Raw genomic sequence first — 18,324 nt, 5'->3', positions numbered from 1 at the left:
GAGCTCTTCGCCCTCCTCAGGCTCCAGGCTGACTACGTGAAGCACAGGATCATCACCACAGCGTTGCTCTACCTAGCTCTCGGCTCCGCCTTCGCTGCCGAGCCCTATCAGATCGTCACCGAAGAATGGGCGCCCTACAACTATCAGGAAAACGGTCGGTTAGGCGGCATCTCCACCGAGATCGTGCGTGCCATCATGGCGCTGACCGGGGACGATTTCGAGATTCACTTGCTGCCCAGCATGCGCGCCACGCTCACACTGCATAACCGGCCGCGCACCATTCAATATTCCATGTTCCGTACGCCTGAGCGCGAGCCTCTCTACAAATGGGTCGGCCCCATGCTGGAAGGCGCTATCTACCCCTATCAACTGGCTACCGCCAGCCCGCCGGTGAACTCCCTGGAGCAACTGCTGCATGCCCCGCGCATCACCACTCGGCACGCCGGGCTGGTGCCTGACATGCTTCATGAGCTGGGTTTCAGAAATCTCGACAAGAGCGCCAGCAGCAGCCGACAGCTCTACCATATGCTCCTGGCCGGACGCACCCGCATCATTATCGGCGATACCGATGCCGGAGTCGCCTACTACAGCCGCCAACTGGACATCGCCCCCGGTACGCTGCGGCGTATCCCTCTGGAGCTGTTTCGCGCCTCCCTGTACATCGCCTTCAGCCAAGACAGCGACGATGCTCTGGTCGCCGCCTGGGCCGACGCGCTGGCGCAACTGCGCCGCTCGGGCGAGCTGGAGCGCATCGTGCAGCGCTACCTGTCGGCGCAGGGTAGCGATCAAGCAGTGCCCTAGTGTTTCAGGTGTCTGCCTTGGCTGGCGAAGCCTGGCTTAGCTGATCCAGGCGCGCGCAGGTCGTCGCGTCCGCACCTGGCCCGGGCAGCAGCCCGAGATCTTTCAGGGCGACCGGCCGGTCGTCGACATCACGCAGTTGCACGGGGGCCAGTGGTGCCCCCGTGCGGCGATTGACGAGAAGCACCGGCGACCCTTCGGGCAGCGGGTTCCACTCATCGCCCCACTGCAGCATGGCAATGATGATGACGTGCAGGGCGCGGCCCTTGTCGGTCAAGGCGTATTCGGTGCCGGCACCGACGGCGTTCTTCACGACGATGCCGTACTCCTGCAGCGACTTGAGGCGCTTGGACAGGATGCCCTTGGAGATATCCAGGTTGCGCTGGAACTCATCGAACTTGTTCGTCCCCCAGAACAGCTCGCGCACGATCATCAGATTCCACCAGTCGCCCAGGACGTCCACCGAGCGGGCGATAGAGCAATTGCGATCCTCGAAGGTGACTCGTTCCACTGTGAAGGTCTCCGGGTATGCAGGTCTTTTCGGCGCCTGACGAGAAAACGGTTGACAGGTTCCATGATAGCACCTAACGTCTGGCTTGCATGGTTCTTTTATAGAACCTTTAAGTCCAGTCCGATCGAGGTTCCGCTCATGATCAAGCATCTTCTGGCCGTAACGGCCTTCGTGGTTGTCGCAACGGCTCATGCCGCCCCTTTGCAAACCTGCCTCACCAATGAGCTGGAGCCCGGCTCGATCACGGCGCAGATGGCGCTCGCCGCAGGCCACTGCCACCTGGCCCAGGCCAGTGACGACACGCAGCGCATCGTGGCCCTGGAGTATGCCCATAGCTGGTTTCTGTACGCCCAGACACTCGGCGCCAGCCAGGCCAGCGAAGGCTTGGAAAGGGTCGAGCGGGGGCTGGCGCGAGTCGCTCGGGAGAATCGCTACGCAGTGCGGCCCTGAGCATCGTGCCGGATGAGAGCAGGGCGCCGTAAGGCGCCCGCAATGGAGTGGCTATCTGGCCGTTTGGGCGCAGTGCGGGATGCAGCAGGGATGGCCCAGGGCGGCTCGTTCAGATCCAACGGTCATTTTCCGCCGTAAGTTCGCCGCCTTCGTTGCCCGTATTCAGAACCCCACGGGGTTCGATGAGCATCATCTTCACTTCCTCGGCCGCATAAGGTTTGTGCTCGACTCCCTTGGGCACCACGTAGAGTTCGCCAGCCTGCAGAACGACATGGCCGTCGCGAAAATCGATACGTAGTTGTCCTTCGAGTACCAGAAAGGCTTCGTCGGTGTCGGCATGGGAATGCCAGACGAAGTCGCCTTCGACGCGCACCACCTTGAACTGGTAGTCGTTCATCTCCGCTACCACCCGAGGCGACCAGTGCTCGCGGATGAGTGAGAGCTTCTGCTGGAGGTTGATCGCGCCAGTCGCGCGGTTATCGACGGAATGAGACATCGGGGAATCCTCGTTGTGGTTTTCTTCAGACTAACGAGGTGCGATGGCGGCGTCTTGTACGATCCTACCGCTTGAGCAGTGATAGGCGTCCAGAGGTGTGTTTGAACGCCCGGTGGCTATCAACTGCTGCATCAGGCCGGTGAGCAACTGGGCCGGGCGAAGGAGCAAGAGCGGGGCCGGAGCCGACCCCGCATGATCACCTTATTGCTTCACCACTTCTGGAATATTCCATTCATTTTTCAGAATGGCTTGCTGGGGGGCATAGAAACGTAGTGTCAGCTGGAATTTCTCCGGCGGTGCTGGCAGCCAGTTGCTCAGGGGTACGCCAGCAGGGGGGATCGCCGAAATATGGATGTGAATGTCGCCATTCTCGTCCGCGACCAGATCGTTATTACTGCCCAGTGCATAAACCTGGGGGCCGAGCAGGGCGGCGGCATCATTGTCACGCAGGAAGCCATCATCGCCGTACAGCGTCAGCGACCAGAAGGCATCGACAGGCGGCAGATCATCACCTTTGAGCGTGAATACATAATGATTCACCCCTGATAAACGTTCCCGGTTCGAGTCGCGCTCGGCATTCTGATACACGGCATATTCATTTTTGTTGGCACCAAAGCCAATCTGCGCCACGACAGCACGAACAAAGTAACGGTGGCCATAACTGCCCAGGGGGATTTTCTCCGGATCAGGGCCCCAGCCATTCAGTCCAAGCATCTTCAACGCCTGATCGATGGATAGCTGACCCAGTTTGATGCCTGCGTCCAGCGCCTTTTTATCCAACCTGGACAGGTCGCTGACGTCTTTCTCTGCAAAACGACCCACACCGATCGTCGCCAGCGACTTTTCGATCCAGCGTTCATCTTGTGGCGGCGGGTTTTCCTTCATCAGTTGCGACAGGCGGGAGAAGAACTCTTCTCCATTGAGGCTTTTCACCACATCGATCGGTGGTGTTCTGTCCTGGTCTTCTACGCAATCGACGTCGGTTGTGGCAGCCGTGTTGCCATTGTAGGTGGTCAACTTGTATTGCCTTTGAATGTCATGCACTGCGGCGATATCGCTCTCGCCCTTGACTTCCGTACGGCCGATTATCCAGACCAGATTGGTTGGCGCAGGTATCTGTATGTAACCTTGAGGAACCGATGCCTGGCGCCAGTTAGGCCCGGTAATGAAGTAGTGCCCTTCGTTCGCACCGTGGCTCTGGGTGCCAACGCCAGCAAAGTTGTTCGACCAGGCATCCAGAAGCGCCATCAGCACATAGCGGTCTGACACGGCAGGCATATCGAGCATTACCGGCCCCTGCGACAGATCGAGCATGGCCGAGGTATAGAGCGTGTCGACATTCGGACGAACGACCGCTTGGAAGTTCTTATTGGGAATGTCGAACACGTTGGTGAAGGTATTGAGGTCGGCGCCAAGGGTGCAGGAGCGTGCCGAGCCAGTCAGTCCATTGCGGGTTTCACCCATCAATACCAGTGGAAATCCGTAGATATATCCCATCGACGCGACCGTTGTGGTGGCGGCCGCCATCACTGGTTGCGCGATGAGTGACAGGGTGGTGATAAGCAGTGCTGCTTTCGAGTATTTCTTCATGGGCATGACCTTTATTCTTATTCTGGTTTTTGCGGGGCGCTTGATGAGATTTCATCTCGCCGGGAGACGATAGAAGGGGCGGGTGCAAAGGTTTATGACCATTTGAGACAAAGGCGGTGATTCAGTCTGGCCCTGTAGAGTTACAGCCGCTTCACAGGCAGAATCCTCGGGTCTGCCAGAGAGCATGTTCTTATGCACAGTACGGCCAGCCGTGAGCCTACGATCGCCCGCGACACGGTGCTTTCTCACCTTGGGGCACTTGAGTCCTATCTCCTGCAACGCGGGCAGCAGCAGGTGTTTCAGACGGTACAGAAACTGGTGAATGACGGCTTGTCTGGTTATCCACCGGGTAGCCGGATTCCGGGCGATCTTGTGGGTAAGAATCTTGATCGGCTATCCCAGTGGCTGAATGAGCCCAATATCGGCCTGAAGTTGTCACCGGGCTCTACGCGCCTGCACCCCAAGCTCGCGTTTTTCTTCAAGAAACGGGAGTTCGCGCTGCTGGATTATTGTGGCCTGCTGCAACGCTATCTGGGGTTGATGACTGAAGTTCTGACGATTGAAATAACAGAAGCTCCCGGTCGTTTGACGCTCGCTTGCATTCCTCATCCCGATATCTACGTCAGCCCGCATCAACATGAAGGCTTCGTTGCATCACTGTGCGATGCCATCAGGGATAATTTTGCACTGTCGGCCGAGCGAATCCGTTTTGCTCACCCGCTGCCAAAGGCGCTGTCGGATGCCGCTATCTATGAGCGTGTGCTTGGCATCATGCCGGAATTCGATCAGGGGCAAACCTGTGTTGTCTTTCCTGTGTCGGAGGAAAAAAAGCATAGCGAGTCAGCGAGGCCGAGCGGCATCGCTGTGCAGTCGTTGCGTCATCTTCAGGCGCTGGAGGCCGCGCATCACCGCAATCAGCCTGACGAACCCTGGAGCAGCCGTTGTAACTTCCTGCTGGAGTTGCTGCTGTGCTATGGCGAGCCGACAAAACATGCCATGGCCGAACTGCTGGCCGTTACGCCGAGAACCTTGCAACGACGCCTGACAGACGAAGGCACCAGCTTTCGCCAACTGCTCAATGCCTTGCGCCTGCGCTTGTCCGAAGAGTATCTGAGCCACCCCGAATACAGCTATGAAGACATTACCTTCCTGCTGGGCTTCAAGGATGCAGGGGTTTTCTATCGCTCGTTCAAGAACTGGACCGGAAAGACGCCGGGAGAATACCGCCAGGATGTCCGAGGGCGTGCAGGGGCTTGAGCCTAGCAGGCCGTTGAAAAATTACCTCGGCTGAGGCGCCCTAAGTAGGCCTCGATACGCTCTATCTTCCCCGGCATTTGACTGTGCCGCACCCAGTCACTGGCGTTATTGCGCCGGCTCACGCAGACACCCCTGGCAGACGCCCTCGCAAGCCGCCTGCCCTCACTGCCGCAAATCCACCGCTGGCGCGCCCTGGCCGTCGAAGAGTTGCGTCGGGTTGCGCGGCAGGATGCTCGGGCTGCCTTGGCCATTGCCATTGCCGAGAATGCGGATGTCGCCGTATTTCTTGCCGGAAAGCGCTGCCAGGCCGGCGCCGTCGCGCACCACGGTGGGCCGCAGGAAGACCATCAGGTTGCGCTTGATATGCGAGTCGCGGGTGGAGCGGAACAGCCCGCCGATCAGGGGGATGTCACCCAGCAACGGTACCTTGGACACGGCCTGGGTGACGTCGTCCTGGATCAGCCCACCGAGCACGATCACCTGGCCGTCGTCGGCGAGGATGGTGCTCTTGATCGAGCGCTTGTTGGTCACCAGATCCACCGCCTGGGCGTTGAGCCCGGTGCTGGGGGCGATGGAGGAGATTTCCTGCTCGATTTCCAGGCGCAGGGTGGCGCCTTCGTTGATGTGCGGGGTGACCTTGAGGGTGACGCCGATGTCCTTGCGCTCGATGGTGGTGAAGGGGTTGCTGGAGCCGGCGGCATCGGTGGTGTAGGAGCCGGTCTGGAAGGGCACGTTCTGCCCGACGAGGATTTCCGCCTTCTGGTTGTCCAGGGTCAGCAGGCTCGGTGTGGACAGCAGGTTGCTCTTGCTGTTGGCCGACAGTGCGGTGATCAGCGCGCCGAAGCGGTCGCTGCCGACGCCGATGATGGCGCCATCGGGCAGGCTGGTGTTGTCGGGGATTTCGCCGCTCTGCAGGATCTGCAGCACGGTGCCGACCGAGAGCCCGGTGCCGCCGAAGTTGACGCCGCCGAGGCTGCCGCGACCGCCGCTGCCGCTGCGGCCATCCACCGCCCACTGCACGCCCAGGGCGTCGGTGATGTCGCCGGAAATCTCGACGATGGCGGCTTCCACCATCACCTGGGCGCGCGGCACGTCGAGCTGGCGCACGATGTCTTCGAGGGTGGCCACCATGTCCGGTTCGGCCAGCAGCACCAGGGCGTTGAGGCTTTCATCGGCGCGGATGAGGATATTCGCCGGCTTGCTGGTGGCGTCGCTGCCCTGTTGATTCTTCAGGCCTTCGGAGATTTCCCCGAGGGTTTCCGCCAGGGCCTTGGCGTCGTTGTGGCGCAGGCGGATGACGCGGGTATTGGCCGAGCGGCTGCTGGGGCCGTCCAGCGAGCGGGCCAGGTCGGCCAGCTTGGCACGCGCTTCCGGCGGGCCGAGCAGGATCAGGCGGTTGGTACGGGCGTCGGCCACCACCTGGGTGGCGCTGGTGCCCTTGGCCTGGCCGCGGGCGATGCTGTTGTTGAGCACCTCGGCGGCGTCCATCACCCAGGCGTTCTGCAGGGTGACCACGGTGAAATCCTGGGCGCCGCTGTGGTCGAGCTGGTGCACCAGCTTTTCGATACGCGCGATGTTGGCGCTGCGATCACTGATGATCAGGGCGTTGGCCGAGGTGACGGCGGCCAGGTGGCCATACTGCGGCACCAGTGGGCGAATCAGCGGGATGAGCTCGGCCACCGGCGTCTGCTGGGCCTGGATCAGGCGGGTTTCCAGGCGATCCGGCGCGGGGCTGCTGCTGTCCGCTTCGGCCTTGGCCTCGGCGTTGGGCACGATGCGCGCCTGGTCGCCCTGGGTCATCACGCTGAAGCCATGGGTGGCCATGACCGAGAGGAAGAGCTGGTAGACCTCGGACAGCCCCAGCGGCGTGCTCGACACCACGGTGACCTGGCCCTTGACCCGGGGGTCGACGACGAAGGTCTGCCCGGTGATGGCGGCGATCTGGTCGATGAACTCGCGGATGTCGGCGCCCTTGAGGTTGATGGTCCAGGTTTCTTGCTGCTGCTTCTTGCTGCCGGTGGCCGGGGTTATTTCGGCGTACAGCGGCAGAGGGGCGCTGGCAAGGCTGGCCAGGAGCAGGGCGAAGGTCAATCGGCTACGGAGGGCATGCATCGGTTCAATCGCTTTCCTGGGGCTGATCGGTGGGAGTTTCCGGCTCGGCGGCGCTGGATTCCATTTGTTCACGCAGCGCCTGCATGCGCTGGCGCAGTTCTTCGCTGTTGTCCTGCTGCAGTTGTTCGAGCTGCTCGAGGGTGCTGTCGCTGGTCGCCTCGGGCATGGCCGGAGCACTGTACGGGCTGCTGCTGGGGCGAGGGAAGCCGAGGCTCTCGCGGCGACCGTTGCGCAGCAGTTCAACATGGTCGGCGTAGATCGCGTCGAGGCGCACACCGTTGTCCACTTCGCTGCCCAGGCCATAGAGCTGCGCCGGCTGGCCCTGGCGCTGGATCATCGCGCTGGAGCGCTGCGGGTCGCTGTGCACGAAGCTACCGAGCAGGGTCAGTTGCAGGTTGGTGGCCGGCGGCGGGCCACTCTCGGGCCTTTGCGCCGTGCCGAAGAGCTGGGCGATGGGGGCGCTGGTGGTCGGTGTCGGGGCACTGTCGCTGGCGCTGCTGGCAGTGGGCAACGGGCCGCGCACCAGACGCAGCAGGTCGGCGCTCTGCCAGGCGAGGGCGAGACTCATGATGATCAGCAGCGATGCGCCAATCAGGGTTGGGGCTCTGTCCTTCAAGCGCAGGGGAACGGGCAAATGCATCACTCCGGAAACGGCGTTGTAGTTCTTCTTGGAGACGGCGCGGGCCGATCATAGCAGCCTGAACCCGCTTGGTATCCCCTGAGTTAACAGGCCGTTGAAAAACGTAAGCGAGGCAGGCAAGACAAGGCGCAACGACCAACGGGAGTAACAGCCAACGGCTGGCCCGAAGGGTGAGCGCTAGCGAATCAAACAGCCGAAAAAGCGCAGTTTACGTCTTGTAAATGAGCATTTTGAGGCTGTTTTTAACGCAGTATTGCCAACGCAGGTAGTTTTTCAACAGCCTGTTAGGTGGGTGAATGGCTCTCGGCAATGTGTTAAAGATGGCTGCATCATTACCACAAGAAACCCTGGCCAGCACATGTGCGGCGCGTTGAACCCTTCGATGCTGCCGGACTTGGGTGACAACACTGTGTATCAGTTGTCGCATTAGGCTGCGAGACTCCAGGCATCAGGTTCAGATTCAAGGTTCGCTGCATGAATGCTTCGCTGCCGGAAACCCCGTTGCGCCGCTTGCCCTTCAGCTTTGCCAAACGCCATGGCCTGGTATTCGGCCTGCACGAAGGGCGCGCCTGCCTGATCCACAGGGCCGACTGCGAGCTGACGGCGCTGGCTGAAGCGCAGCGCTTCGCCGGGCGCAGCCTGCCGCTGCAGGTGCTCGCGGCCAGCGAGTTCGCCCAAGCACTGGGCGCTGCCTACCAGCATGATTCGGCTTCCATGCAACTGGCCGAGGATATCGGCGGCAGTTTCGACCTGGCCTCGCTGGCCGATCAGGTGCCGGAAACCGAAGACCTGCTGGAACAGGAAGACGACGCGCCGATCATCCGCCTGATCAACGCCATCCTCGGCGAGGCGATCAAGGAAAACGCTTCCGACATCCATCTGGAAACCTTCGAGAAACGCCTGGTGGTGCGCTTTCGTGTCGATGGCATCCTGCGTGAAGTGCTAGAACCCAAGCGTGAGCTGGCCGCCTTGCTGGTGTCGCGGGTGAAGGTGATGGCAAGGCTGGATATCGCCGAGAAGCGCGTGCCGCAGGACGGGCGCATTTCCCTCAAGGTGGGTGGGCGCGAGGTGGACATCCGCGTTTCCACGCTGCCGTCGGCCAATGGCGAGCGGGTGGTGTTGCGCCTGCTCGACAAGCAGGCCGGGCGCCTGTCCTTGCAACACCTGGGCATGCGCAGTGAAGACCGCGCGCTGATGGAGGAAACCGTACGCAAGCCCCACGGCATCCTGCTGGTCACCGGCCCCACCGGCTCGGGCAAGACCACCACCCTGTACGCCAGCCTGGTCAGCCTCAACGACCATACGCGCAATATCCTCACGGTCGAAGATCCTATCGAATACCACCTCGAAGGCATCGGCCAGACCCAGGTCAACGCCAAGGTGGACATGACCTTCGCCCGAGGCCTGCGCGCCATCCTGCGCCAGGATCCGGATGTGGTGATGGTCGGCGAGATCCGCGACAAGGAAACCGCCGAGATCGCCGTGCAGGCCTCGCTCACCGGCCACCTGGTGCTGTCGACGCTGCACACCAACAGCGCCATCGGCGCCATCACCCGTCTGGTGGACATGGGCGTGGAGCCCTTTTTGCTGTCGTCCTCTTTGCTCGGCGTGCTGGCCCAGCGCCTGGTGCGGGTGCTGTGCCCGGCCTGCAAGGAAGCCTATACCGCCGATGCCACCGAATGCGTGCTGCTCGGCGTGCCGGCCAACTCGCCGCCGACCCTGTACCATGCGCGCGGTTGCGCCCAGTGCCATCAGCAGGGCTATCGCGGGCGTACCGGCATCTACGAACTGGTAGTGTTCGACGAAACCATGCGCACGCTGGTGCACAGCCGTGCCTCCGAGCAGGACATGACCCGCCACGCCCGCACCCTGGGCCCGAGCATCCGCGACGATGGTCGGCGCAAGGTGCTGGAAGGGGTGACCACGGTGGAGGAAGTGTTGCGCGTGACGCGAGAAGAATAGATGGCGGCCTTTGAATATATTGCCCTGGACGGGCGCGGTCGCCAGCAGAAGGGCGTGCTGGAGGCCGACAGTGCGCGCCAGGTGCGTCAGCTTCTACGTGAGCGCCAGTTGGCACCGCTGGAGGTCAAGGCCACGCGCAGCCGCGAGCAGAGCAGTGGCGGCACGCGCCTGGGCTTTGCCCGTGGCCTGTCGGCACGTGACCTGGCTCTGGTCACGCGGCAACTGGCGACCCTGATCCAGGCCGCGCTGCCCATCGAAGAGGCCCTGCGCGCCGCGGCGGCGCAAGCCACCCATGCGCGCATTCAGGGCATGTTGCTGGCGGTGCGCGCCCGTGTGCTGGAGGGCCACAGCCTGGCTGCCAGCCTCAAGGAGTTCCCTGCCGCCTTCCCCGAGCTGTACCGCGCCACGGTGGCGGCGGGCGAGCATGCCGGGCATCTCGGCCCGGTGCTGGAACAGTTGGCCGACTACACCGAACAGCGCCAACAATCGCGGCAGAAAGTGCAACTGGCGCTGCTCTATCCGGTGATCCTGATGTGCGCCTCGTTGCTGATCGTCGGCTTCCTGCTCGGCTACGTGGTGCCGGACGTGGTCAAGGTGTTCGTCGACTCCGGGCAGACCCTGCCGCTGTTGACCCGTGGGCTGATCGCCCTGAGCGACTGGGTCAAGGCCTGGGGGCTGCTGGCGGTGCTGGTGCTGGGCATCGGCGTGGTGGCCTTGCGCATGGCCTTGCGCGACGAAGCGCTGCGCCTGCGCTGGCATGGTTTTTTGCTGCGTCTGCCGCTGATCGGGCGGCTGGGGCGTGCCACCGATTGCGCACGTTTCGCCTCGACATTGGCCATCCTCACTCGCAGTGGCGTGCCATTGGTAGAAGCTTTGGCGATTGCCGGCGAGGTGATCGCCAACCGGGTGATCCGTGGCGAGGTGCTGGTGGCGGCGCAGAAGGTGCGCGAGGGCGGCAGCCTGACCCGTTCGCTGGAGGCCACCGGGCAGTTTCCGCCGATGATGCTGCATATGATCGCCAGCGGCGAACGCTCCGGTGAGCTGGATCAGATGCTGGCGCGCACGGCGAAGAATCAGGAAAACGACCTGAGCGCACAGATCGCCTTGCTGGTCGGATTATTCGAGCCGTTCATGCTGGTTTTCATGGGCGCAGTGGTGCTGGTGATCGTGCTGGCCATCCTGCTGCCGATTCTTTCTTTGAACCAAATGGTGGGGTAACTAGGTGAAAAGCAGGCAAAAAGGTTTCACGCTTATCGAAATCATGGTGGTGGTGGTGATCCTCGGGATCCTTGCCGCCCTGGTGGTGCCGCAGGTGATGAGCCGGCCGGATCAGGCCAAGGTCACCGCCGCGCAGAACGACATCCGCGCCATCGGCGCGGCGCTGGACATGTACAAGCTCGACAACCACAACTACCCCAGCACCCAGCAGGGGCTGGAGGCCCTGGTGAGCAAGCCGGGTGGCAACCCGCCGGCGAAGAACTGGAACAAGGACGGCTACCTCAAGCGCCTGCCCATCGACCCCTGGGGCAATCCCTACCAGTACCTGGCGCCCGGCACCAAGGGCGGCGCCTTCGACCTCTATTCCCTCGGCGCCGATGGCAAGCAGGGCGGTAGCGACCTGAACGCCGATATCGGCAACTGGGATCTCTGACCCGATCATGCTGCTGTTCACCTGTAGGAGCGAGCTTTGCTCGCGAAGCCTTTGTTGCAGAGGCCGTTCGCGAGCAGCGCTCGCTCCTACAATGACAGCGCAGCACGGCTTTACCCTGATCGAGCTGCTGGTGGTGCTGGTCATCCTCGGCTGCCTGATCGGCCTGGCGGTGCTCAGCACCGGCATTGCCGGGCCGGCGCGCGAACTGCGCAGCGAGGCCGAGCGCCTCAGCGGGCTGATCGGCGTACTGGCCGACGAAGCGGTGCTGGACAACCGTGAGTACGGCCTGAGCTTCACCGGCGAAGGCTACCGGGTGCTGCGCTACGACCCGCAACGCGCCGAGTGGCAGGCGCTGGATGAGCAGGCCCATCGTCTGCCGGACTGGGCCGAACTGACGCTCGAAGTGGAGGGCGAGGACGCCGACCAGGCCGCGAGCCTGCCGGCCAAGGCCAGCGCCGATAACCCACAACTGCTGATTCTCTCCAGCGGCGAGCTGACCCCTTTCCGGCTGCGCCTGGGCGAACGCCGACGTGATGGCCTGCGCCTGCAACTGTCCAGCGATGGCTTCGGCCTGCCGCGTGTCGAGGAGCTGGGCACGGGGCGCAGCGGATGAAATCGACGCGCGGCTTTACCCTGCTCGAAGTGCTGGTGGCCCTGGCCATCTTCGCCCTGGTCGCCGCCAGCGTGCTGACGGCCAGCGCCCGCAGTGTGCGCACCGCGGGCCAACTGGAGGACAAGACCCTGGCCATGTGGGTGGCCGACAACCGCCTGACCGAGCTGCAACTGGCCGACACACCGCCCGCCGATGGTCGCGACCAGGGCCAGGTGGAGTTCGCCGGGCGCCGCTGGGCGTGGCAGAGCGAGATCGAGGCCACCAGCGAGCCGGCCATGCGCCGCGTGACCCTATGGGTGGCGCCCGAGCAGCGTGGCGTCAGTGGCGACCTGCGCGAGCGCGCGGTAGTCAGCCTCAGCGGCTTTCTGGAGACGCCGCAGTGATCCGCCCACTTCGTAGGAGCGAGGTCTGCTCGCGAAACGACATCGATACCGCTTCGCGAGCAGAGCTCGCTCCTACAGTTTCGTTGCAACGCGGCTTCACCCTGCTGGAGCTGCTGATCGCCATTGCCATCTTCGCCCTGCTGGGCCTGGCCACCTACCGCATGCTCGACAGCGTGCTCAGCGCCGATGCCGTCACCCGTGAGCACGAACGCCAGTTGCGCGAGCTGACCCGTGCCATCTCCGCCTTTGAGCGCGATGTGCGGCAAGTGGCGGTACGCCCCATTCGCGATGGCTTCGGCGATGCGCAACCGGCCCTGCACAGCGATCTGAACGATGCCTCGGCGCTGGAGCTGACCCGCGCCGGCTGGCGCAATCCGCTCGGCCAGCCGCGCGCCGAGCTGCAGCGGGTGCGCTGGCAACTGAGCGGCGAGCAATGGCAGCGGCGTTACTGGCGCGTGCTCGATCGCGCTCAGGACAGCCTGCCGCAAGTGCAGCGTGCACTCGATGGGGTGACCAGCCTGAGCCTGCGCTACCTCGACAAGGACGGGCAATGGCAGACCGACTGGCCGCCGACCGAGCGCAGCGGGGAAGCACGGCTCGTCGAGCTGCCGCGCGCGGTGGAGCTGCGCCTGCAGCATCGTCGCTATGGTGAGCTGCGTCGGCTGATACGCCTGCCGGATCTGCCACCGGAAACGGCGCCCGCCGGCTCGCAGGTGCAGCCATGAGGCGTCAGCGCGGCGTGGCCCTGATCACCGTGCTGCTGGTGGTGGCCGTGGTCACGGTGGTATGCGCCGGCCTGATCGCCCGCCAGCAGCTGTCGATTCGCAGCAGCGCCAACCAGTTGCACGTCAATCAGGCCTGGCAGTACGCCCTGGGCGGCGAAACCCTGGCCAAGGCAATCCTGCAACGCGACCTGCGCCGGGGCGATCCACGCCTGCCGGTGGATCACCTCGGCGAGCCCTGGGCACAGCCCATGAGCTTCCCGCTGGACGAAGGTGGCGAACTGCGCGTGCGCATCCTCGACCCCAGTGGCCGCTTCAATCTCAACAGCCTGGTGCGCCGGGGCCAGGTCAATGAACTGGCGCTGCAACGCTTTCGTCGCCTGCTGCTGCGCCTCGAGATCGACAAACCCTATGCCGAGCGCCTGGTCGACTGGCTCGATGCCGACAGCGAACCGCGCGGCAGCCAGGGCGCCGAAGACAACCAGTACCTGCTGGCCACGCCGCCTTATCGGGCGGCCAACCGAGCCATGACCGACGCCTCCGAACTGCGCCTGCTGCTGGAGATGGACGAGGCCGACTATCGCCGCCTACTGCCCTTCGTCACGGCCCTGCCGAGCGAGGTTGCCCTCAACGTCAACACTGCCAGCGCGCTGGTGCTTTCCAGCCTGGCCGATGGCCTCGATGGCAACGCGGCGACGGCGCTGGTCGCGGCGCGTGGCCGCGAAGGCTTTGCCAGCCTGGCGGCGTTCACCGCGCAGCCCATGCTGGCCGGCCTGGGCACGGGTATCGGCCAGGGTGTGGCGGTGGGCAGCAATTATTTCGAGGTGATCAGCGAGGTCAGCCTCGGTGAGCGTCGCGTGGTATTGCGCAGCCTGTTGCAGCGCGGCAATGATGGCCAGGTCAGCGTACTGGCCCGTGATCTGGGGCAGGGCGGCGCAGCGCCGCCGCCCGTCGAGGAACCGCAACCATGAATCAACGATGGATCTTTCTGCCACCCCAGGCCTGCCAGGGGCTCGACCCCGAGTTGCCGGTGCAACTGGTGTCTGCCGACAGCAGCCGGACGCTGAGCCTGCAGGCCGCGCTGCAGGCGCTGGACGGCCCGTGGCAACTGGTGCTGCCGGTAGAGGCCGTGACCTGCTGCGTGGTGCAGTTGCCAACGCAGAAGGCGCGCTGGTTGCGCCAGGCCTTGCCGTTCGCCGTGGAGGAGCTGCTGGCCGAGGAGGTGGAGGCGATGCACCTGGCGCTGGGCGAGGCCCTGGCCGATGGTCGCCACCGTGTTTATGCCCTGCGCGCCGCCTGGCTGCGCGAATGCCTGGCGCTCTGCGCCGAGCGGCCCCCCGCGGCGATTCGCGTGGATGCCGACATGCTGCCGCATGAGGGCAGCCAGTTGCTCTGGTTGCACGAGCGTTGGCTGCTCGGTGGTGAGTCGCCAACACGCCTGGCCGTGCAGGCCGAGGACTGGCCGCTGCTGGCCGCGCGCTGCCCGATGCCCCAGGTGGCGCATCTGCCCGAGGGCATGAGTGCCCCGGCTCCGGTGGACGAACTGCGGCGCCTGGCGCATCCCTTTCAATGGCTGGCGCAGGTGGGGCAGGGCGTCGATCTGGCCCAGGGTGAGTTCGCCGTGCGTGAAGCCGGTAGCGGTTGGCGCCGTTGGCAGTCGCTGGGCGGTGTGGTGGCCTTGTGTCTGCTGTTGCAGTGGGGCTTCAACCTGGCTCAGGGCTGGTACCTGCAACGTCAGGCCGATGCCTATGCCGAGGCCAGCGAAGCGCTGTACCGCGAGCTGTTCCCGCAGGACAGCAAGCTGATCAACCTGCGCGCGCAGTTCGATCAGCACCTGGCCGAAGCGCAGGGCCGTGACAGCCCGCTGCTCGGTGTGCTCGGCGACGTCGCCACGGCCTTGCAGGCGGGCGGGGCGGCCCAGGTTCAAGTCAGGCAGGTGGACTACAGCGCCACTCGCGGCGACCTGGCGCTGCAACTGCAGGCGCCGGGGTTCGCCGAACTGGAGGGCCTGCGTGAACGACTGGAACAGACCGGCCGCGCGGTGCAGATGGGCTCGGCCAGTCGTGAGGACGAAGGCGTCAGCGCACGCATGGTGATAGGAGGATGAACATGGCGACCTGGCGTGACCTCAATCAGACGCTTAACCAGCAGTGGCAGCGCTCGACCCTGGCGCAACGCCTGCAGACCCTGCCGCCGCGTGATCGCCTGGCACTTTTGCTGCTCGGTGCCTTCCTGCTGCTGGTGCTGCTCTACCTGTTGCTGTGGCAACCGGCGCAGCGCCAGGCGCGCGACGCGCGTGCCGCCTTCGAGGAGCAACGAGCCCTCTATGCCTATCTGCAGAGCCGGGCCCCCGAGTTGCGCGGCCGTGACCTGCAGGCCCGCGCCAGCCTCGACCCGACCCGCCTGCAAGGCCTGGTGACCGCCTCGGCGGCGGAGCAGGGGCTGGTCATCGAGCGCCTGGATGCCGAAAGCCAGGGTGCCGTGCAGGTCGGCCTGCAGCCGGTGCCCTTCGAGCAACTGCTGCGCTGGATCGAAACCCTGGAGGCCCAGGGCGTGAGCGTGGAGGAAGCCGGTTTCGATCGCGCTGAAGACAACCTGGTGGTGGCGCGTTTGAGCCTGCGCGCTGGCAGCTAGGGCCTGCCCCCTGATGCTCACTCCCGGCGCTGCTGGCCGGTGAACTGCAGCGTCGCCTTGCAGCGCCGGCAGTAGTAGCGTCGGCCCTTGGCCACCAGGGCATGGCGCTGGGCCGAGAAGGGAAATTCGCCATCTGCGCAACTGCAACGGTAGATGAAGCGGCTGACCTTGCGCCGCTCCACCTCGTAGCTGTGGCAGCGGTGCGGCGGCAACTCGTAAACGCCACGCATGATCAGCTGCCACTCCTCGCCATGGGGCTGAATGCGCGAACCGAACAACTGGTGGGCGACCAGGTGGGCCACTTCATGGGCCACGGTCTGGCGCAGGAAATCCTCGCGGTTGTCACGATAGAGCTGCAGGTTGAAGCGCAGCTTGTTTTCCGTCAGGTGGGCGACGCCGGCCTTCTGCCCACGCAGCTTGAAGCTGATCTCGGGGCGGGCGAAGCGTTGCTTGAAGAAGGCCTCGGCCAGTTGGTAGCAGGCCTCGACGCGGGCGTGGAGCTGTTCGGGCATGATCGCTGCCGGGGTATTGCGGTCGGCCGATTATGCCGCAAGCCGCGGCCTGGCGCAGGCCTCATTCGTCGCCGGGTGGCTGCGCGCGTTCCTCCTGGGTGCCGTAGCTCTGATCCTGCTGCACGCTGCGCTGGTAGGCCGGCTGCAAACTGTAGCTCCAGAACAGGATCATGCTGACCAGGATGGTGACCAGCACCAGCAGCGCTACGCCCCAGGCCGAGGCGGCATAGAGCACGCTCTGCTGCTCGTCGATGCGCATGAAGCGCGGCAGGCCGACATACAGCAGGTAGCTGGCATGGGCACCGGCGATCAGCAGTACGGTGATGGCCAGCCAGCGCGTTGGATATAGCGCGGCGATACCGGCGAGAAACAGCGGCGTGCAGGTGTAGGCGATGAAGCCGACGCACTGGTTGAAGGTCGGCCTGGCCTCGAACGTGCGCGACATGTAACGCATGAAGTAGCCCATGATGGCCACGCCCAGCAATATCGACAGGTACAGCAGCGCACTCAGTTGCAAGGCGCTCGAGGCATCGAGGCGAATGCGTTCGCGCTCCACCAGGCTCCAGCCGACCCAATGGGTGCCGATGAACAGGCAGAGCGCCGGCAGCAGGCTGATCAGCAGCAGGTAGGGCAGGTAATTCGCGCTGTTGCGTTCCTCGTCCTGGCGAATGCGCGTCCAGGCCCGATCGGGACGGGTGAGCAGGGTATAGAGATTCGTGTACATGGGGAGCACCATCCGCTGACTGCTTTAAAGATTCCGGCAGTAGCCAGGGCGGGTGGTTCAACCTGAATTTTTCCGGCGGGGTTTCGAGCGTCCTCGGAGGCTGCATCCCTCTCCCAGAGTCTGGCGCGACGCTCTGGATGGCGCCTCTGGTCACCGTCTGGCTAACCGTTCGTCCTGCTTCATCAAATTGTCATGCTTGTGTGGCAGCGCCGTCGAATGACTTTCATCAGACTCGCATTTCAGTGGGGTTCTGCGTTTCTGGTGTTTTCCATGCGTGCATTGATCTTTCTCGCCGCGCTGCTGTGCGGCCTGCCGTCCTTTGCGGCCAATCGTTGTGACCTGAGTGAGCCGACCCGGTATGCCGATGTCGGCGACGTGCGCCTGGCCTATCAGAGCGTGGGGAGCGAACGCGACCCGACGCTGCTGCTGATCATGGGCCTGGGCGGGCAACTGATCCACTGGCCGGACGAGGTGGTGGAGCGTCTGTGTCAGCAGGGTTTCCGGGTCATCCGTTTCGACAATCGTGATGTCGGCCTGAGCAGTTGGCTGCGCCCGGTGCCGAGCATCAACCTGGGTTACGAGGTGGTGCGCTATCGCCTGGGCCTGTCGCTGGGTGCGCCTTATCACCTGCGAGACATGGCCGGCGACGCCCTGGGGCTGATGGATGACCTGGGTATCGCCGATTTTCACGTGCTGGGTGCGAGCATGGGCGGCATGATCGCCCAGCACCTGGCAGACATGGCGCCGCAGCGCGTGCTCAGCCTGACCCTGGTGATGACCAGCTCCGGTGCCGAGGGCCTGCCGGCGCCCAGTGACTCGCTGCTCAAGTTGCTGGCCCGCCGCGAAGCCAGTACCCGCGAGCAGGCTCTGCAGCAGCAGGCCGATCTTCTGGCTGCGCTGGGTAGCCCGGAAGTCCGGGATGATCGCCAGGCACTGCTCAAACAGGCGCAGGTGGCTTATGACCGCGCCTTCAACCCGGAGGGGGTGCAGCGCCAACTGCTGGCCATTCTCGCCGAGCCCAGCCGGGTGGAACTGCTCAATCGCTTGCGTGTACCGACCCTGGTGGTGCATGGCACGGCCGACCCGCTGCTGCCAGTGATGCATGGCGTGCACGTGGCGGCGCATATCAAGGGCTCGGAGCTGAAGCTGATTCCCGGTCTGGCGCATCGCTTCCAGGATGCCTTCAAGGAGCCGTTGCTGGCGGCGGTGTTGCCCTATCTGGCAGGGCATCGTGGCGACGGGGCGCAGTTGGCGCACCTGTGACGGGTG

The 18,324-nt window shown here is 64.1% G+C and carries 20 protein-coding genes; 13 read left to right on the top strand and 7 right to left on the bottom strand.

What is annotated here, in order from left to right; all coding sequences use genetic code 11:
* Positions 1–36: 36 nt before the first annotated feature.
* On the top strand, positions 37–801 hold the full coding sequence (locus ACSVIK_RS09565; protein WP_442444111.1) for a substrate-binding periplasmic protein: 765 nt from the start codon (positions 37–39) through the stop codon (positions 799–801).
* A gap of 4 nt (positions 802–805) precedes the next feature.
* Here ACSVIK_RS09565 and ACSVIK_RS09560 read toward each other — a convergent pair whose 3' ends face one another.
* A complete protein-coding gene (locus ACSVIK_RS09560) occupies positions 806–1,309 on the bottom strand; it encodes a winged helix-turn-helix transcriptional regulator (protein ID WP_442444110.1) in 504 nt (167 codons plus the stop codon).
* 138 nt (positions 1,310–1,447) lie between these two features.
* On the opposite strand from ACSVIK_RS09560, the gene ACSVIK_RS09555 reads away from it, so the two are divergent.
* Positions 1,448–1,759 carry a hypothetical protein gene (locus tag ACSVIK_RS09555; RefSeq protein ID WP_442444109.1) on the top strand — a complete coding sequence of 104 codons (312 nt, stop codon included), beginning with the start codon at positions 1,448–1,450 and terminating at the stop codon, positions 1,757–1,759.
* Between the two features lie 109 nt (positions 1,760–1,868).
* Here ACSVIK_RS09555 and ACSVIK_RS09550 read toward each other — a convergent pair whose 3' ends face one another.
* Together ACSVIK_RS09550 and ACSVIK_RS09545 are read right to left on the bottom strand one after the other, a co-directional pair.
* Positions 1,869–2,255, bottom strand: coding sequence for a cupin domain-containing protein (locus tag ACSVIK_RS09550; protein WP_442444108.1), 387 nt, complete (start codon positions 2,253–2,255; stop codon positions 1,869–1,871).
* Positions 2,256–2,456: 201 nt separating this feature from the next.
* Entirely contained in the window at positions 2,457–3,845 is a 1,389-nt protein-coding gene (locus ACSVIK_RS09545) for a DUF1254 domain-containing protein (RefSeq protein ID WP_442444107.1), read from the bottom strand.
* 192 nt (positions 3,846–4,037) lie between these two features.
* Between ACSVIK_RS09545 and ACSVIK_RS09540 the strand changes: the two genes are divergently transcribed.
* On the top strand, positions 4,038–5,102 hold the full coding sequence (locus ACSVIK_RS09540) for a helix-turn-helix domain-containing protein (protein WP_442444106.1): 1,065 nt from the start codon (positions 4,038–4,040) through the stop codon (positions 5,100–5,102).
* A 162-nt stretch (positions 5,103–5,264) separates the two neighbouring features.
* On the opposite strand, the gene gspD is transcribed toward ACSVIK_RS09540, so the two are convergent.
* On the bottom strand, positions 5,265–7,214 hold the full coding sequence (gspD, locus tag ACSVIK_RS09535; RefSeq protein WP_442444105.1) for a type II secretion system secretin GspD: 1,950 nt from the start codon (positions 7,212–7,214) through the stop codon (positions 5,265–5,267).
* Between the two features lie 4 nt (positions 7,215–7,218).
* Positions 7,219–7,782, bottom strand: coding sequence for a type II secretion system protein N (locus tag ACSVIK_RS09530; protein WP_442444104.1), 564 nt, complete (start codon positions 7,780–7,782; stop codon positions 7,219–7,221).
* A gap of 546 nt (positions 7,783–8,328) precedes the next feature.
* Between ACSVIK_RS09530 and gspE the strand changes: the two genes are divergently transcribed.
* From gspE to ACSVIK_RS09485, 9 genes are all read left to right on the top strand, one after another.
* The gene (gene gspE, locus ACSVIK_RS09525; RefSeq protein WP_442444103.1) at positions 8,329–9,816 is read left to right on the top strand and encodes a type II secretion system ATPase GspE; all 1,488 of its coding nucleotides are present in this window, start codon (positions 8,329–8,331) and stop codon (positions 9,814–9,816) included.
* Positions 9,817–11,034 (top strand): GspF family T2SS innner membrane protein variant XcpS, encoded by a 1,218-nt coding sequence (gene xcpS / locus ACSVIK_RS09520; RefSeq protein ID WP_442444102.1) that lies wholly within the window; start codon positions 9,817–9,819, stop codon positions 11,032–11,034.
* A 4-nt stretch (positions 11,035–11,038) separates the two neighbouring features.
* Positions 11,039–11,467, top strand: coding sequence for a type II secretion system major pseudopilin GspG (gene gspG, locus ACSVIK_RS09515; RefSeq protein WP_442444101.1), 429 nt, complete (start codon positions 11,039–11,041; stop codon positions 11,465–11,467).
* Between the two features lie 91 nt (positions 11,468–11,558).
* On the top strand, positions 11,559–12,080 hold the full coding sequence (gene gspH, locus ACSVIK_RS09510) for a type II secretion system minor pseudopilin GspH (RefSeq protein WP_442444100.1): 522 nt from the start codon (positions 11,559–11,561) through the stop codon (positions 12,078–12,080).
* Complete coding sequence (gspI, locus tag ACSVIK_RS09505) at positions 12,077–12,463, top strand: type II secretion system minor pseudopilin GspI (RefSeq protein ID WP_442444099.1); 387 nt, start codon at positions 12,077–12,079, stop codon at positions 12,461–12,463. The genes gspH and gspI overlap by 4 nt, the downstream gene beginning before the upstream one ends.
* An 83-nt stretch (positions 12,464–12,546) precedes the next feature.
* A complete protein-coding gene (gene gspJ / locus ACSVIK_RS09500; RefSeq protein WP_442444098.1) occupies positions 12,547–13,188 on the top strand; it encodes a type II secretion system minor pseudopilin GspJ in 642 nt (213 codons plus the stop codon).
* A complete protein-coding gene (gene gspK / locus ACSVIK_RS09495; protein ID WP_442444097.1) occupies positions 13,185–14,156 on the top strand; it encodes a type II secretion system minor pseudopilin GspK in 972 nt (323 codons plus the stop codon). The genes gspJ and gspK overlap by 4 nt, the downstream gene beginning before the upstream one ends.
* Positions 14,153–15,292, top strand: coding sequence for a type II secretion system protein GspL (gspL, locus tag ACSVIK_RS09490; RefSeq protein ID WP_442444096.1), 1,140 nt, complete (start codon positions 14,153–14,155; stop codon positions 15,290–15,292). The genes gspK and gspL overlap by 4 nt, the downstream gene beginning before the upstream one ends.
* A gap of 2 nt (positions 15,293–15,294) precedes the next feature.
* Entirely contained in the window at positions 15,295–15,819 is a 525-nt protein-coding gene (locus ACSVIK_RS09485; RefSeq protein ID WP_442444095.1) for a type II secretion system protein M, read from the top strand.
* A 17-nt stretch (positions 15,820–15,836) separates the two neighbouring features.
* On the opposite strand, the gene ACSVIK_RS09480 is transcribed toward ACSVIK_RS09485, so the two are convergent.
* Both ACSVIK_RS09480 and ACSVIK_RS09475 read right to left on the bottom strand, forming a co-directional pair.
* Positions 15,837–16,331, bottom strand: coding sequence for a SprT family zinc-dependent metalloprotease (locus ACSVIK_RS09480; protein WP_442444094.1), 495 nt, complete (start codon positions 16,329–16,331; stop codon positions 15,837–15,839).
* Between the two features lie 61 nt (positions 16,332–16,392).
* Positions 16,393–17,055, bottom strand: a complete 663-nt coding sequence (locus ACSVIK_RS09475) for a Yip1 family protein (RefSeq protein WP_442444093.1) — start codon at positions 17,053–17,055, stop codon at positions 16,393–16,395.
* Between the two features lie 270 nt (positions 17,056–17,325).
* On the opposite strand from ACSVIK_RS09475, the gene ACSVIK_RS09470 reads away from it, so the two are divergent.
* Positions 17,326–18,318, top strand: a complete 993-nt coding sequence (locus tag ACSVIK_RS09470) for an alpha/beta fold hydrolase (protein WP_442444092.1) — start codon at positions 17,326–17,328, stop codon at positions 18,316–18,318.
* Positions 18,319–18,324 lie beyond the last annotated feature (6 nt).

This window comes from Pseudomonas sp. NCHU5216 (genome assembly GCF_052156495.1).
Taxonomy (GTDB): Bacteria; Pseudomonadota; Gammaproteobacteria; order Pseudomonadales; family Pseudomonadaceae; genus Aquipseudomonas.
This window is presented reverse-complemented; position numbering and strand designations above follow the sequence as displayed.

Coding starts and splice junctions, on each gene's coding strand:
- ACSVIK_RS09555 (WP_442444109.1), top strand. CDS start 1,448: ATGATCAAGCATCTTCTGGCCGTAACGGCCTTCGTGGTTGTCGCAACG.
- ACSVIK_RS09550 (WP_442444108.1), bottom strand. CDS start 2,255: ATGTCTCATTCCGTCGATAACCGCGCGACTGGCGCGATCAACCTCCAG.
- ACSVIK_RS09545 (WP_442444107.1), bottom strand. CDS start 3,845: ATGAAGAAATACTCGAAAGCAGCACTGCTTATCACCACCCTGTCACTC.
- ACSVIK_RS09540 (WP_442444106.1), top strand. CDS start 4,038: ATGCACAGTACGGCCAGCCGTGAGCCTACGATCGCCCGCGACACGGTG.
- gspD (WP_442444105.1), bottom strand. CDS start 7,214: ATGCATGCCCTCCGTAGCCGATTGACCTTCGCCCTGCTCCTGGCCAGC.
- ACSVIK_RS09530 (WP_442444104.1), bottom strand. CDS start 7,782: ATGAGTCTCGCCCTCGCCTGGCAGAGCGCCGACCTGCTGCGTCTGGTG.
- gspE (WP_442444103.1), top strand. CDS start 8,329: ATGAATGCTTCGCTGCCGGAAACCCCGTTGCGCCGCTTGCCCTTCAGC.
- xcpS (WP_442444102.1), top strand. CDS start 9,817: ATGGCGGCCTTTGAATATATTGCCCTGGACGGGCGCGGTCGCCAGCAG.
- gspH (WP_442444100.1), top strand. CDS start 11,559: ATGACAGCGCAGCACGGCTTTACCCTGATCGAGCTGCTGGTGGTGCTG.
- gspI (WP_442444099.1), top strand. CDS start 12,077: ATGAAATCGACGCGCGGCTTTACCCTGCTCGAAGTGCTGGTGGCCCTG.
- gspK (WP_442444097.1), top strand. CDS start 13,185: ATGAGGCGTCAGCGCGGCGTGGCCCTGATCACCGTGCTGCTGGTGGTG.
- gspL (WP_442444096.1), top strand. CDS start 14,153: ATGAATCAACGATGGATCTTTCTGCCACCCCAGGCCTGCCAGGGGCTC.
- ACSVIK_RS09485 (WP_442444095.1), top strand. CDS start 15,295: ATGGCGACCTGGCGTGACCTCAATCAGACGCTTAACCAGCAGTGGCAG.
- ACSVIK_RS09480 (WP_442444094.1), bottom strand. CDS start 16,331: ATGCCCGAACAGCTCCACGCCCGCGTCGAGGCCTGCTACCAACTGGCC.
- ACSVIK_RS09475 (WP_442444093.1), bottom strand. CDS start 17,055: ATGTACACGAATCTCTATACCCTGCTCACCCGTCCCGATCGGGCCTGG.
- ACSVIK_RS09470 (WP_442444092.1), top strand. CDS start 17,326: ATGCGTGCATTGATCTTTCTCGCCGCGCTGCTGTGCGGCCTGCCGTCC.